We start from the raw sequence: 12707 nt of genomic DNA on the forward strand, positions 1-12707 counted from the left end.
CCCTTCTCCTTATCCTGAATGAGTGGGCTTCGCTCGAGCGATTGACGAAGGCGTTTCGACGCTCCTCCCGACTCATTCGGATTCGTTCCCCTTTCTCCTTGCGCGGAATGCGAGCCCATGCGCACTGCGATAGCTTTCGCGGCGGCCCTTTCGATCGTGGTGGCCGCCGTCTGGCTGACGGTCGAGACCAGGCGCAATCGCTTGGTCTGGGATCACTTCGATGTCGTCAAGAGGGGCGTCCTCTACCGGAGCGGACAGCTCAACGGGGACCAGCTTCAGGCCGCCGTCAAGCGATACGGGATCAAGACGGTCGTCAGCTTCCAGATCCCCGGCAAGGAGGTCTATTCCGAGCGTGACCTCGCGCGGTGGATGGGCATCGACTTCATGAACTTGCCGATGCCGGGAGACGGCTCGGGCCAGGAGTTCCAGTTCCGCGAAGTCCTCAAGGCCTGCGACGATCCCGCGCGGCGCCCGGTGTTGATCCACTGCGCCCGCGGCACCTGCCGCACAGGCGCCGCGACGGCGCTTTATCGGTTCGAGCGTGACGGCTGGACGGTCGAGGATGTGGTGGCCGAGATGAAGCGGCAGACCTATCGCGAAGGTTGGCTTCCGGGTTATGTCTTCGGCATGGTCCGTAACCGCCCAGGTCAGGAGATCTTCCAACCGGCGGTGGCGTTGGATCGCAACCTTCCGAGTGGTAGTGGTGAGGCACAGCAGGAGACGATCCATGTCCGTTGAACCCGTCGTCGACGTTCCCGCCCCTGATGAGCGGAGCCTTCAGCAGCGACAGATGACGGAGCTCTGGGCCTGGGCACTCGTGCTGACAGTGGCGGCCGGGTTCATCCTGGTTGGCGGAGGTCGCCAGGACCTCGGTCCGATCGAGGCGCGGCTCGGGATCGCGGCCGGCGAGCCGTTCGGCCCGCTCGGTTTCACCTTTGGCGGCTGGGAGCCGAGCCTCTGGCCGGGCGAGGTGGTTCCGAGCCAGCTCTGGGGGTGGGGTGAAGAGGGGCGGATCACGTCCGCCTCGGTGCGCTGGCCGGCGGCGATCGCGGGACTCTTGGCGGGCCTGATCCTCACCCGACGCGTGATGGCGACGTTGGGGATGCGCGCGGCGATCCTGACGATGTTGTGCTGGTCGGGCTCGGTCGCCTTGATGGACCGATCGGCGGGGACCGGGCTCGCCTTGATCTCGGGTCTGGCGATTGTGGCGACCCTCGACCGGATCCTGGGCCGCGGTTCCGGCTGGGTGGCCGGGCTCTGGGCGGCGTTGGCCTTCCTGTGCGGAGGCTGGCCGCCGCTCGCCTTGATTGGGCTGGCCACCATCGTGCTGGGAAGGCGGGAGACCGGCCTGAGCGTGGGGCTGCTCGTTCCGCCCATCCTGGCGGCCGTGGCCTGGTCGGTCTGGGCCTTGAACGTGATGTCGACCGAGGCCTGGGCCGCGGCGCTGGCGCTTCCCTTGACTCAGAAGACGGCCTGGTTTTTGCCCGTTACGGTTTTTGCCCTGGGGCTTCCCTGGAGCCCGTTCGTGGCGCTGGTGGCGAGTCGCTCGGTCCGTGACGGTTGGTCGGCGCCGGGACGTCTCCTCATCATGGGCTGGCTGCAAGTGGCAGGCGCCTGCGTGTTGGCGGGGACCGTGGTGCCGGGCCTGGCCTTGGCCGCCGGTCTGCCGGCCCTGGCCGGCCTCGCCGTGGTCGCCGCCGCCTGCTGCGACCGGTTCTGGAGCGGAACGGTTTCCGCGGTCACGCACCGCCGCGCCTTGGGGCTCGCGGTCACGATCGCCCTGCTCTGGATCGTCCCGATCGTGGTGGGGGGGATCTACCTCGGGAGCGCTGTTTCTTATTATCGGGGGCTAGCGATCCTCTTGATCGTTCTCGCCGTGCCGGTCGCGGGGCTCTGCTACAAAGCGGTCACTCTGTCCGACCCGCGTCGCGCACTCATCATGGTGGCCCTGGTGACCGTCTGCCTCAAGTTCGCCCACATGGGCTATTACGCCCCTGAATGGAATTACCGCCGGAGCCAAGGCCCCTGGGGCCGGGCCATCGGCCAGTGGATTCCCCCGAATTGGCCTGTCTACATCACCCACGCCTGGTCGCCCGACCTCGCGTTCTCGATCGGTCGACCGGTCAGGCAACTCGCCTCTCCGAAGCTCCTGACGTTTCTGAAGGACAAGCCCACGAACCACGTCCTCTTGCTCGATTCCGAGTTCGAGAACTGGCCGGCCGATGCCCCTGCCTTGGTGAAGGTCGCCTCGTTCCAGGACGAGTACGGCGGCACCCGGGTCCTGGCCCGAACCGCCGGGGAATTCTCCTGGCGAATCGCCCGCCAAAGTCCGGTGAAATAGAAGATTTGCAGCCAATGTAGCAAATCGGGGTCCTGGGCGGCTTGAATCCCTCGGCTTGGAAAACGAGTGGGATTGGCGGCTTCCGGCCGACCTTTTGCTTGAGGAGATTCCGCAACATGGCGGAATCTCCTCTTTTTTTTGAGGAAAGCGAAGAACGAAGTCACCAGACGCGGATTGCGCCGTATGGTTGTGGTGCATGGCACGCACGGCGTGATATCATGCAAGCGAATTCGTAAAGGTGACCCGTGATTCTCGCCTTGCCGGAAGGCCTGCGGAGAATTGAAAATCAGAGATAAAGGCGACCCGAATCGTTCCGTGAGGGGCTGACTTAGAGATCACAGAGAGGGTTCACCACGATGCTTGGTAAATTGAAAGATATGTTCGGGTCGTTGAAGCCAAGCGGGGCGGCTCAGTCGGGGGGAGCCACGCGCCGAGCCCGGGTGAACCTTCAGCGTCGATTCACCCTGGTCGCGCTGACCGGGCAAGGGAGCATGTCGCGGGTCCATCGCGCGGTGGATAATCAGACCGGTCGGGTCGTCTGTTTGAAGATCCAGATCCCCGAGAAGAACGAGGCCGCCGCGGCTCGTTCGGCGAAGGCGACGCGGCCGCCTGAAGGGGAGATCAGCAGCCAGGTGATCCATCCCCACGTGGTCAAGACCTACGACTACGGCCAGTCGACCAAGGGCGAGCACTTCCTCGCGATGGAGTTCATCGAGGGAGTCAGCCTCAAGTTCGTGCGGGAGTTGCACTCGACCAACCTTGGGGAGAAGCTCGAACTGCTCGCCCAGGCCGCCGAAGGCTTGGCCGCGGTTCACGCCCACGGCTTCATCCACCATGACATCGGCCCGCAGAACTTTCTGGTCGACCGTGACCAGCGGGTGAAGCTGATCGATTTCGGACTGGCGGTCCCGAATACGGCCTTGTTCAATCGGCCGGGCAACCGGACCGGCACGCTGCAATACATGGCCCCCGAGCTGATCCGCCGCGAGGCAACCGACGAGCGTCTCGATATCTTCTCGTTCGGTGCCCTGGCCTTCGAGCTGCTGACCGATCGGCTCCCGTACGACGCTGGCCACAACAACTCGATGGCGATGCTCCTGCAACGGATCAATACCGAGCCGCTCGACCCGGCGATCGCCAACCCTCGGCTTCCGTCCGAGCTGACCGACCTGATCCGCAAGCTGATCGCCCGCCGAAAAGCGGATCGCTGGCCGTCGATGGCCAACCTCGCCGATGCCTTCCGCTCGATCGCGGTCGGAGCCCCGGTCTGAGAGTCTGTCTCAGAAGGTCAGTCTGAACCGGGCAATCAGGGGTGTTTGGGTGCCACGCGGTTCCGTACTCGGAACCCGTGCCCCCAGGCCAAGGCATTCCCGCATGGGTTCCGAGTATGTCACGCGACAGTAAGTTAGGCCGCGCAATCGCGACACGAAGTTTGTCCGCGCAATCGCGACAGTAAGTTAGGCCGCGCAATCGCGACACGAAGTTTGTCCGCGAATCGGTATGGCTTTACAGTAGAGACTCGTTCTTTCGCCCGTCGTCCGTGGAGAACGGCTCATGCCACGCCACGTCCCCCTTCCCATTCGTCAAACCATCTGGAATCGCTTCCAGGATGGACAGGATGTTCGGACCATCGCCAAGGATTTGGGCCTCTCCTTACGCACCGTTCGGCGGTTGTTTCAACGTTTCCGTTCCGAGAACGCCGATCCGCTGGCCACGTCCTACGACCGTTGTGGAGTCGCGACACCTAAGCCCATCGAGACCCTTGTACAAGCCGTGCTGGAGCTTCGCCGCGAGCACCCAACCTGGGGGGCGGGGTTGATCCGCGTGATGTTACGTCGCAACGGTCTCGACGGACCGCTCCCCGCCACTCGGACTCTTCAACGGTGGCTCCTCCGAGCCGACCTCGCGCCCGCCCCGCCGGGACGGCGGCCCTCGAGCGATACTCTACGGGCTGCCAGGCCTCATGAGGTCTGGCAGATGGACGCCGCCGAACTCGTTCCGCTCCAGACCGGGCAGCGAGTTTGCTGGTTAAGAATCGTTGACGAGTGCAGTGGCGCAGTCCTTTGGACCGAGGTTTTCCCCCCCGGCCCGCTGGAACCAGGTCTCGCCCGCGTCGACCCAGGATCAACTCCGCCTGGCCTTCGCCCGCTGGAGCCGACCCGATCGGATCCGGGTCGACAATGGGACGCCGTGGGGTTCGGCGCGGGGCGACCTGCCGACGGACCTCGGACTGTGGCTGGCCGGGATAGAGGTCGGTATCGACTACAACCCTCCGGCAACCCCCCAGGACAATGGGGTGGTTGAGCGGTCCCAAGGGACGGCCAAGCGGTGGGCGGAACCGCAGGCCTGCGCGACCCCGGAAGAGTTGCGGGAACGCCTGAAGATTATGGACGACATTCAGCGTGGCGAGTATCCCAGCGTGAAGGGCCGGAGCCGATTGGAAGCGTACCCCGAGTTGGCGAGCTCCGGTCGCGAATTTACACCGGCGTGGGAGCGGGACAACTGGAGTCTGGAATCGGTCAATAGGCACCTGGCCAACTCCACAGGTCGACGATGGGCAGGAGCAACTGGATACATTTCCGTATACAATAGAAATCTTTACATCGGAATTCTCGACAAAAATAAGCATGTTTATGTGAATTTTGACCCCTTGGCTTGTGAGTGGGTAATCGCGGACACCGAGGGGCGACAGTTGAGCCGGCAAGTGGCGTCCGAGATTAGTCGCGAGCGGATCATGGGATTAGCGGTGACGAACAAGTAGGTGTCAAACGAACAGGTTGCGGACAAACTTCGTGTCGCGATTGCGCGGCCTAACTTACTGTCGCGTGACAAGTATGGAACCGCATGGCACCCGGAGAAGACCCAAAAGCTTCGGTGGGATTCGCCTTCCGGGACAGACTCTGAGCGGAGTGAGGAACAAAGACCCGTACGACCTCACCTCCCGCCGAGTGGGAGGGAGGTGGGGTGGCAAAGGACCTCGCTGGCCTCCGATCAAGCCCGGCGGGTGGCCCGCACCACGCGTGGGTGGTTGGCGTGGTCGCGAATGGTGGGGGCGAGGGTGAACTCGGGTTGAGCGGCGATCAGGTCGCGCACCGCCTTTTCCTGGTCCGAGCCGATTTCCAGGATCAGGTGCCCGCCCGGTTTCAGAAGGCAAACCGCTTCGGCGATCAAGGGGGCCACGACCCGGAGGCCGTCCGCTCCGCCGTCGAGCGCGGTATGCGGTTCGTAGAGGCGCACTCCCGGCTCGAGGGTCGGGATCACGTCGGTCGGGATGTAGGGAGGGTTCGACAGGATGACGTCGAACGGTGCGTCCCCGGCGACCGGTCCCAGGCGATCACCTTGGCGGAACTCGATGCGATCGGTGAGGCCGAGCTTCTTGGCGTTCGACTCGGCGACGGCGAGCGCCTCGGGGCTGAGGTCGATGGCCACGAACCGCGCTGTCTTGTGCTGATGGACGCAAGCGAGGGCGAGGCAGCCCGAGCCGGTGCCGACGTCGACGGCCCGAGGCGCTTCGAGCGGTTTGGTCAGATTGAGGAACTCCACGACCACGAACTCGGAGTCGGGCCGGGGAATCAGCACGGCGGGAGAGACGGCCATCGCCAGCGAGTAGAATTCCTTGCGGCCGACCAGGTAGGCCACCGGCATCCCCTCGGCGCGGCGGCGGACGAGGTCGCGGAACTCGGCGCGCGGCTGCTCGCCGATGATTTTTTCAAAGTCGGTGTAGAGCTTGACCCGTTCCCAGGTCAGGACCTTGGCGAGAAGCACCTCGGCGTCGAGTCGAGGACTCTCGGCCCCCTTCCGTTTCAGGAAGTCGGTGGTCCAGGTCAGGAGTCGACCGACCGTCCAGCTCTCGCTCGAGTCGGGAGCGGCCGCCTGTGCCGGCACAGGCTCTGGGGCATTTGGCATGGAACGAGTCCGCGACGCATCCGTGTCTCTGGGCATCGTGAGTTATACCTCGCCGAGCTGCTCGCGGCGGTCATGGTCGATCAGGGCCGTGGTCAGCGGGGCGAGGTCGCCTTGCATCACGCGGTCGAGATTGTGCATGGTCAGGCCGATGCGGTGGTCGGTCACGCGATTCTGGGGGAAGTTGTAGGTCCGGATCCGTTGCGACCGATCTCCCGAGCCGATCAAGGTCCGCCTCGCCTCGGCGCGTTCGGATCGTGCCTTCTCCTCGACCTGGTCGTAGAGTCGGCTCCGAAGGATTCGCATGGCCTTCGCTTTATTCTTGTGCTGGCTCCGCTCGTCGCGGCAGTTCACGACGATGCCGCTCGGCAGGTGCGTGATCCGAACCCCACTCTCGGTCTTGTTCTGGTGCTGACCGCCCGGCCCCCCCGCGCGCATCACGTCGATATTGAGGTCTTCGGTCCGGATCACGATCTCGACTTCCTCGGGCTCGGGCAAGATTGCCACGGTCGCCGCCGAGGTATGAATCCGTCCCTGCGTCTCGGTGACGGGGACCCGCTGCACGCGATGCCCGCCGCTCTCGAACTGGAGGTAGCGGAACGCCCCCTCCCCCGAGATGCTGAAGGAGACTTCGCGATAGCCGCCGAGCTCGGTGGTCACCATATCCAACGGTTCGAAGGTCCAGTGCATCTGGTCGGCGAATCGCTGGTACATCTCCCGCAAGTCGCGCGCGAACAGGGCCGCTTCGTCCCCCCCGGCGCCCGCGCGAATCTCGACGATCAGGCCGGGGCGGTCAACGCCTGCCTGCTTGTCGTAGATCAGGTCGCGGAGGGTTTCCCCTTGCTCGTTATGCCGGGTCCGCAGCGACTCGAGCTCGGCCTCGGCATAGGCACGCATCTCGAAGTCGGGTTCAGCCGCGCAGAGCGCCTCCGCCTCGCTGATCTGCTTGCCGAGCTCCAGGTAACGGCCGTAGGGGAGGGCCACCTTGGCCAGGGCACTCCGTTCCTTGGCCATCGCCGTGAGCCGAGAGACGTCGGAGGTCAGCGCGGGATCGAGGAGCGCGGCTTCCAGCTCGAGAAAACGCAGGTAGTCGGACTGCAACTTGTCGAACACTCAGGACCTCGCAGAATCAAAGCGGCTTGCGGCCGCGACGGTCCATGGACGATTCGGTCAAAGCGAAAGTGAAGTCGAGAAGAAAGGCCCGTCCATCAAAACCCGACGTGATTTAACCCGGCTCCGCGCCGTGGGACCACGGACGGGAAGAGCCGGTTCAATCAACGACCGACGGCCCGACGAGGCAGCAACTGCGATGAGTGCCGCCCGGCGGGCCGTACCACGAAAGTCAGGGCTGGAAACTAGGCCTTGGCCGTTGCCTCGACCGCGGCGGCTTCCTTCTTGGCCTTGCCGTAGGTCCCCTGGAACTTCTTGTTGAACTTGTCGACCCGGCCCGCAGCGTCGACGAACTTCACCGAGCCGGTGTAGTAGGGGTGGCACTTCGAGCAGACTTCGACCGCAATCTTGGGCTTGGTGCTTCGCGTCTTGAACGTGTTGCCGCAGCCACAGGTCACGTCGCAGTCTTGGTAATTCGGATGAATGCTGTCTTTCATGTTTTGATCCAATCTATGCGGGCTCCACCCATGGGTGGGTGGATCGTCTCGCCACTCAAGAAAACCAACCGGGGCTGCCGCCCAGTTCGACCCAGAGATTGTAGCAAACTCAACGATTGTGGGCGAGGAGGGAACGATTCCTTTTTTGGGTTCGCTCACTTTTCGGCCGGCTTGCTCTTTTCATCCTTCGGAAGCGGCTTCCCGTCGAGCAGCGCCATCACGTCTTTCTCAACCTCTTCGTAGGTGAATTGGTTGTTGGGGTCGTCCATGGTGTACCGTTTCACTTCCTTGCCGTCGGGACCGTAGATGAATACGGCCGGGATTGCACCAATGTTCAGTTTCTCGTAGCCGACCCCCTGTTCTTCGTCGAGCAGGTAATTCGGGAAGGCCGCTTTCTTGGCGGTGAGGAAGTCGATGGCATCCTTGACCTGCTTGGGCTCGGCGGGGTCGTCGAACGAAAGCGAGGCCACGGAAAGGCCCTTATCGGCGAACTTCGCGTTCATCTCGACCAAGTGGGGGAAGTTTTCCTTGCAAGGAATGCACCACGACGCCCAAACGTCGACCAGGGTAAACTTCGCATTCTTGTTCGCCACCCGCTTGAGAAACTCGTCGAACTTGACCGGTTCGAGCTTGGCCGCTCCTGCCGTCGCAGCCACCTCGACCTTGGACGTGGCGTCAGTTTCGGCCGGAGTGGTGACCTCGGCCTTTTCCGGCGCTGGCGACGCATCCGTGGTTGGCACGGCGGGCGCAACCTGTGCGGTTTCGGACGGAGTGGATGTTGGTGCCGTCGACGCGTTGGTTGCGGGGGCAGGCGTGGCACTTGGGTCGGACGACTCGCCGCAACCCGCGAGTGCCAGTGCGAGTCCCAGGAGGGGGCGGTGGGATGCGCGAAGGATTGAGTTCATGATGTTTCCCTCCCAATCATGATGGAGCCGGTTTGTGAAGTGGCGAGGTTTTCCGCTTCGCTCCGCTCGCGGTGCGGAACGACTCAGGCTTAGGCTGGCTTTCTGGGGAGTCGGCCGGAGGTAGGTTGGGGTTGGTTCAGCGATAAAGCAAGCCGCCGCCGATGGGATGGATCGACGGCGGCCAGGTTTGAGTCGGCCCTTGCGGGGCCCACGCTACGCTACGGGACGAGCGATCGGGTTCACTTCTTCTTGTTGTAGCCGATGCCGCAGCCGACGGCCCGGGTCTCGGCGATTTCAACCGACTCGCCCTTCAGGACGGAGTCGACCGCGTCGCGGACGTACTTCTTCTCGACACTCGCCTCTTTCGAGTTGTCATCGAACGCGCCGGAGTAGCGGATCGTCCGAGTCTTGTCGAGGACGAAGAACTGCGGGGTCCTGGACGCGCCGTAGGCTCGGCCGACATCCTGGCTCGCGTCGTAGCCGTAAGCGAAGGGGTAGCTCTTCTCCTTGACGCGTTCTTTGATGGCGGGGAGCCGGTCGGAGTCCATGTCGTTGACGCAGACGGCGACGACCTTGACGTTCTTGCCCTTGTAGTCATTGGCGAAGTCAATGACGCGGTCTTCGTAGGCGGTGACCGCGGGGCAATGGTTGGCGAGGAAGACGACAACCACCACGTCTTCTTTGACATCCCCGAGGCTCAGGGTCGTCTCTTTGTCGCCCAAGACGGCGGGAATGCCTGAGAAGGCCGGGGCCGCGTCGCCCGGGGCGACGGCCGAGTTGTACTTGCCGGCGCCGGCGAAGACCGGGCTCGCCACGAGGGTCAGGGCAGCCAGGCTCAAGAACATCTTGCGCATCGGTGCGAACTCCTCAAAGGGGAAGGATGAACCGAGTCGAGCTCTCGACGTGAAAGGCCGCTCACGGTTCCGAGCAGATTCCTTAAAGGGCCCCAGCCATCCCAAGGGGCCCCTTTTACCGCCGTGTCGGTGGTGTGACCTCAGCTTTTGGAGAAAACCGAGGATCCCGCAGTGGTAAGAGCGTCGAACGTGGCGGCACGATCCCATCTATTCCGAAACGTGCTCACCCTTTTCGTTCCCGATTATAAGGGGCCGTTCGGTCGAGTCAACGGCTTGGGAAGCTGACGATGGCCTCGACCGTTTGCGGTCAAGCCCGATGGCCCGCCCAGAGGACGGCGTTGCCGATCACCTTGCGGATCGAGGGATGAACCAGGACCGGGAAGGCGTCATGACCGGGGCGGAGATAGACCACGCGTCCCTTATCGATCGTCCAGGTGAGTCCGCTCCGCATGGTTTCCCCCTGGTCCCAGGTGGAGACCAGGACGACCGTTTCGGGCGTGGGGACTTTGAACGGCTCGGCGAACATGTCGGTCTTGGCGATGGTGAACGGAGCGATGCCTTGCGCAATCGGATGATCGGGCGTTTTAATCGTGATGTGTTCGGGCTGGCCGTCTTCGCGCCAGCGGCCCGGCTCGCACGAGGTGCCCATCAATTCCCGGAACGGCTTGCTGGCACAGGCGGCGTGGAGCGCGACGAACCCGAGTTGCCCGGCCGTGACGCGCTTGACGATGGCCGCGACCCGTTCGCGCGGTACGTCGTCGTGGCGGAGCCGGCCCCACCAGACGAGGACGTCGGTGTTGTCGAGTGTCTTATCATCGAGCCCGGAGCCGGGATCGCCCAGGCGGGCACGGACGACGTTCACGCCGTCGCGTTGGCCGAGATACTTGGCCAGGGCGCCGTCGATATCGTCGGGGTAGACCGATTTTTTCGCGGTTCCTTCGCACCAGACGCAGACCCGCAACGGGCGTTCATTCGGAGCCGCCTGGAGCCGAGACGAATTCCGTTCGCTCAGGAAACCGAGGGCTGACACTCCCGCCCAGGCCGTTCCGCGCACAAACGAACGACGATCGACCAGCATCTCGTCAACTCTCCTTGCAAACGCTTCGCGTCCGGAACAGTCTCAGGTGGGCCGATTTCATCGCACGGTAGGCTCAGCCTCTCGGCGAGATCAAGTCGCGGAGAAGCGGAGATTCAGAGCAGGGTTGTCATGCTAACCTGTGGACCGCCGCTCACGCAAGAGCGTGCTGACCGAGCGGTATTGACATGTTGACAGGATCAACGGCCGGACGATCCGCCGAGCCGGAACGCCAGCGGAAGTAACGCGCCCAAGGTGTACAGACCCGCGCCATCGACCGCGATCGGAAGCTCGGGACGAGCGAATTCGGCGAGGACCTGGCGGCAGGCGCCGCAAGGCATCAATAAGCTTGGCTCGGCTCCGGCCGGAGCGTCGACACAGGCCAGGGCGAGTGCGTCGATGGCCGTCTCTCCCGCCAGGATGGCGGAAAAGAGTGCCGTGCGCTCGGCGCAGATGGTCAATCCGTAGGAGGCGTTCTCGATGTTGGCGCCGGTAAAGATCCGGCCCTGCGCGAGAATGGCCGCTCCCACGCGGAACTTCGAGTACGGGCAATAAGCCGACCGGCTCGCCGCGCGCGCGGCGTTCATCAGATCATCCATCAGGACAGCCATGGCATGATGCTCGGCTGAGGTCGGAACGAATCCACGATCCGCGGAGCGTCGCAACCACCCAATGGGGCTGGCCGGACGCGCCGCGGAGCCGGGGATGACGGGACGACTTGCTTGGCTGACGTCTTTACTGACCGCCGAACTTCACGTCCTGGATGTCTTCTTCGGGCGAATGCGGGATGAAGTGCCAGGAGATTTCGGTGGCCACGATCTGGAGGAACTTGGTCCGGAACGCCGCTTTGCTCGCCCCCGCGCTTTCGGGGATCGGCCCGCGGATCGGGAAGACCGTGTCCTTGTAGGCGTCGTAGATATTCTGCGATTCCTTGGGCTGGTCGAGGATCGGCTTTCCCTTGCTGTTCTTGGGATGAGCCAGCTCGAACGCCTGAATGTGGGTCTTCGAGTTTCCTTCGAGCAGTCCGGGACTGGTCGGGCTGGAGACCTGGAACGACTCGATCTCGAGGAAGATCACGATGTCGGCCTCGAAGGCCTTGGCCGCTTCGATCGGGTCGGTCCAGTCGGGATGGCCTTCGATCCAGGTCCAGGTCTTCTCGAGGTCGACCACCTGGATCTTCTTGACCTTCTCGCGGAACAGCTTGCCGACTTCACGAGCGACCTGGCGATCGAGTGACTGATACTCGGTCTGAGTGCCGGCGAGCGCGTGGGCGAGAATGACGACCTTCTTCCCCTTGAGATCGGTTTTGCACGGGGGAGGGATCGTGGGCTCGAACGGCTGAAGGAAATAGAGCACGGTTCGTGGATCACAGCCGGCGAGGGCCAGGAGCCCTGCGGTAGCGATCACGAAAGTGGCTGCGGCGCGTCGCGTCCTTGCGTGCGGCCGAGGGGTCTTCATAACACCCTCCCTAAGAACAAGCGAAGTGTCCAGAACAATAGGCTCAAGGCCACGGTGGCCACGACGAGGCCGATGAGGGGCTGCTCCAGCGTTCGGAACCCGAGTGGCCGCCCCAGGGCCGCACAGGCGACCAGCCAGGGAATCAAGGCGACGCAAGCGGGGGCCAAAAGGCTCCCCGCGGGATTGGCCCGCCAGGACGAGTGGAACCGTCCCCGAACGGACCAAGCAAACGCCGTCGTCATCCCGCAGGTCGGACAGAGGTGGCCCGTGACCACCGAAAACGCACAGGGGGGGAGGCCGAGTTGAGTGTGCGTGCCGAAGCCGCGATCATCGGGCTTCAGCCAACGCGCGATCATCAAGACCACCATCAGCCCCACAGCTAAAATTATCAGGGCGCAACGGGTTGGCCGTCCCAACCGAGATCGCTCAAGCTGCCGATTCATGGTGGGCCGATCGGACGAGATGACGTGATCCGAAGCGTACGCATGGGTCGAAACCCCAGACACATGACAGGTCGCGTCAACTTACCGGAGGTCTCGATTTGAGGCAAGAGCAACCGCGGGC

The 12707-nt window shown here is 63.6% G+C and carries 13 protein-coding genes and 1 pseudogene; 5 read left to right on the forward strand and 9 right to left on the reverse strand.

Annotated features, from left to right (window positions below):
* Positions 1 to 117 precede the first annotated feature (117 nt).
* The 5 genes and pseudogenes from BUS42_RS29100 to BUS42_RS43875 all read left to right on the forward strand — a co-directional run bounded on the left by BUS42_RS29100 (position 118) and on the right by BUS42_RS43875 (position 5102).
* Positions 118 to 738 carry a fused DSP-PTPase phosphatase/NAD kinase-like protein gene (locus BUS42_RS29100; protein ID WP_074312897.1) on the forward strand — a complete coding sequence of 207 codons (621 nt, stop codon included), beginning with the start codon at positions 118 to 120 and terminating at the stop codon, positions 736 to 738.
* Complete coding sequence (locus tag BUS42_RS29105; RefSeq protein ID WP_074312899.1) at positions 728 to 2341, forward strand: hypothetical protein; 1614 nt, start codon at positions 728 to 730, stop codon at positions 2339 to 2341. Before BUS42_RS29100 ends, BUS42_RS29105 begins: the two co-directional genes overlap by 11 nt.
* Positions 2342 to 2697: 356 nt before the next feature.
* Complete coding sequence (locus BUS42_RS29110; RefSeq protein ID WP_083670760.1) at positions 2698 to 3612, forward strand: serine/threonine-protein kinase; 915 nt, start codon at positions 2698 to 2700, stop codon at positions 3610 to 3612.
* 283 nt (positions 3613 to 3895) lie between these two features.
* A pseudogene (locus tag BUS42_RS46725) lies at positions 3896 to 4039 on the forward strand (helix-turn-helix domain-containing protein); the annotation flags it as partial.
* 352 nt (positions 4040 to 4391) lie between these two features.
* Positions 4392 to 5102, forward strand: coding sequence for a DDE-type integrase/transposase/recombinase (locus tag BUS42_RS43875; protein ID WP_074304738.1), 711 nt, complete (start codon positions 4392 to 4394; stop codon positions 5100 to 5102).
* Between the two features lie 230 nt (positions 5103 to 5332).
* Here BUS42_RS43875 and prmC read toward each other — a convergent pair whose 3' ends face one another.
* The 9 genes from prmC to BUS42_RS29165 all read right to left on the reverse strand — a co-directional run bounded on the left by prmC (position 5333) and on the right by BUS42_RS29165 (position 12499).
* A complete protein-coding gene (gene prmC, locus BUS42_RS29125; RefSeq protein WP_074312903.1) occupies positions 5333 to 6247 on the reverse strand; it encodes a peptide chain release factor N(5)-glutamine methyltransferase in 915 nt (304 codons plus the stop codon).
* Between the two features lie 42 nt (positions 6248 to 6289).
* Positions 6290 to 7357, reverse strand: coding sequence for a peptide chain release factor 1 (gene prfA / locus BUS42_RS29130; protein ID WP_074312905.1), 1068 nt, complete (start codon positions 7355 to 7357; stop codon positions 6290 to 6292).
* A 242-nt stretch (positions 7358 to 7599) separates the two neighbouring features.
* On the reverse strand, positions 7600 to 7851 hold the full coding sequence (rpmE, locus tag BUS42_RS29135) for a 50S ribosomal protein L31 (protein WP_074312907.1): 252 nt from the start codon (positions 7849 to 7851) through the stop codon (positions 7600 to 7602).
* A gap of 155 nt (positions 7852 to 8006) precedes the next feature.
* Complete coding sequence (locus BUS42_RS29140) at positions 8007 to 8756, reverse strand: TlpA disulfide reductase family protein (protein ID WP_074312909.1); 750 nt, start codon at positions 8754 to 8756, stop codon at positions 8007 to 8009.
* 239 nt (positions 8757 to 8995) lie between these two features.
* Complete coding sequence (locus BUS42_RS29145) at positions 8996 to 9610, reverse strand: thioredoxin family protein (protein WP_074312911.1); 615 nt, start codon at positions 9608 to 9610, stop codon at positions 8996 to 8998.
* A 307-nt stretch (positions 9611 to 9917) separates the two neighbouring features.
* Entirely contained in the window at positions 9918 to 10688 is a 771-nt protein-coding gene (locus BUS42_RS29150; protein WP_074312913.1) for a ThuA domain-containing protein, read from the reverse strand.
* 197 nt (positions 10689 to 10885) lie between these two features.
* Positions 10886 to 11350 (reverse strand): cytidine deaminase, encoded by a 465-nt coding sequence (locus BUS42_RS29155; RefSeq protein ID WP_256386210.1) that lies wholly within the window; start codon positions 11348 to 11350, stop codon positions 10886 to 10888.
* Between the two features lie 70 nt (positions 11351 to 11420).
* Positions 11421 to 12143, reverse strand: a complete 723-nt coding sequence (locus BUS42_RS29160; protein WP_074312917.1) for a hypothetical protein — start codon at positions 12141 to 12143, stop codon at positions 11421 to 11423.
* Entirely contained in the window at positions 12140 to 12499 is a 360-nt protein-coding gene (locus BUS42_RS29165) for a DUF2752 domain-containing protein (RefSeq protein ID WP_254053861.1), read from the reverse strand. The genes BUS42_RS29160 and BUS42_RS29165 overlap by 4 nt, the downstream gene beginning before the upstream one ends.
* Positions 12500 to 12707 lie beyond the last annotated feature (208 nt).

Origin of the sequence: Singulisphaera sp. GP187 (assembly GCF_900129635.1) — a bacterium.
In the GTDB taxonomy this organism is placed as follows: Bacteria; Planctomycetota; Planctomycetia; order Isosphaerales; family Isosphaeraceae; genus Singulisphaera.

What these genes read in the sequence shown, in the direction of transcription:
- BUS42_RS29145 (WP_074312911.1), bottom strand. Translation starts at nt 9,610, where the DNA reads ATGCGCAAGATGTTCTTGAGCCTGGCTGCCCTGACCCTCGTGGCGAGC.
- prmC (WP_074312903.1), bottom strand. Translation starts at nt 6,247, where the DNA reads ATGCCAAATGCCCCAGAGCCTGTGCCGGCACAGGCGGCCGCTCCCGAC.
- BUS42_RS29105 (WP_074312899.1), top strand. Translation starts at nt 728, where the DNA reads ATGTCCGTTGAACCCGTCGTCGACGTTCCCGCCCCTGATGAGCGGAGC.
- rpmE (WP_074312907.1), bottom strand. Translation starts at nt 7,851, where the DNA reads ATGAAAGACAGCATTCATCCGAATTACCAAGACTGCGACGTGACCTGT.
- BUS42_RS29140 (WP_074312909.1), bottom strand. Translation starts at nt 8,756, where the DNA reads ATGAACTCAATCCTTCGCGCATCCCACCGCCCCCTCCTGGGACTCGCA.
- BUS42_RS29150 (WP_074312913.1), bottom strand. Translation starts at nt 10,688, where the DNA reads ATGCTGGTCGATCGTCGTTCGTTTGTGCGCGGAACGGCCTGGGCGGGA.
- BUS42_RS29100 (WP_074312897.1), top strand. Translation starts at nt 118, where the DNA reads ATGCGCACTGCGATAGCTTTCGCGGCGGCCCTTTCGATCGTGGTGGCC.
- BUS42_RS29110 (WP_083670760.1), top strand. Translation starts at nt 2,698, where the DNA reads ATGCTTGGTAAATTGAAAGATATGTTCGGGTCGTTGAAGCCAAGCGGG.
- BUS42_RS29160 (WP_074312917.1), bottom strand. Translation starts at nt 12,143, where the DNA reads ATGAAGACCCCTCGGCCGCACGCAAGGACGCGACGCGCCGCAGCCACT.
- BUS42_RS29165 (WP_254053861.1), bottom strand. Translation starts at nt 12,499, where the DNA reads ATGATCGCGCGTTGGCTGAAGCCCGATGATCGCGGCTTCGGCACGCAC.